General features: G+C 38.3%; 1 tRNA gene. It reads left to right on the forward strand.

From position 1 onward, the window contains the following. Positions 1-222: 222 nt before the first annotated feature. A tRNA-Glu gene (locus tag H4J70_RS20325) sits at positions 223-298 on the forward strand. The last annotated feature ends 31 nt before the right edge of the window (positions 299-329 follow it).

The raw sequence follows: 329 nt of genomic DNA on the forward strand, positions 1-329 counted from the left end.
GGCGGTAACAGGGGTTCGAATCCCCTTAGGGATGCCACTTATTTTTTATTTCCTTTATTGGAAGTTAATGAATAGGTAAAAAGGGTATAACAAACTAGGTCTTGTTGTTTCCTTTGATTGAAGAACGTTTCAATCATAAAAGCGAGATGAAAATCTTGTTTGATGCTTTTCTAAGTAGTTGAACCTTGTTTATTCAATGTTCACTTACTCAATAGTTTTAGTGTCCCTATCGTCTAGAGGCCTAGGACACCGCCCTTTCACGGCGGTAACAGGGGTTCGAATCCCCTTAGGGATGCCACTTATTTTTTATTTCCTTTATTGGAAGTTAA

Source organism: Colwellia sp. BRX8-9, from assembly GCF_014077245.1.
Taxonomy (GTDB): domain Bacteria; phylum Pseudomonadota; class Gammaproteobacteria; order Enterobacterales; family Alteromonadaceae; genus Colwellia_A.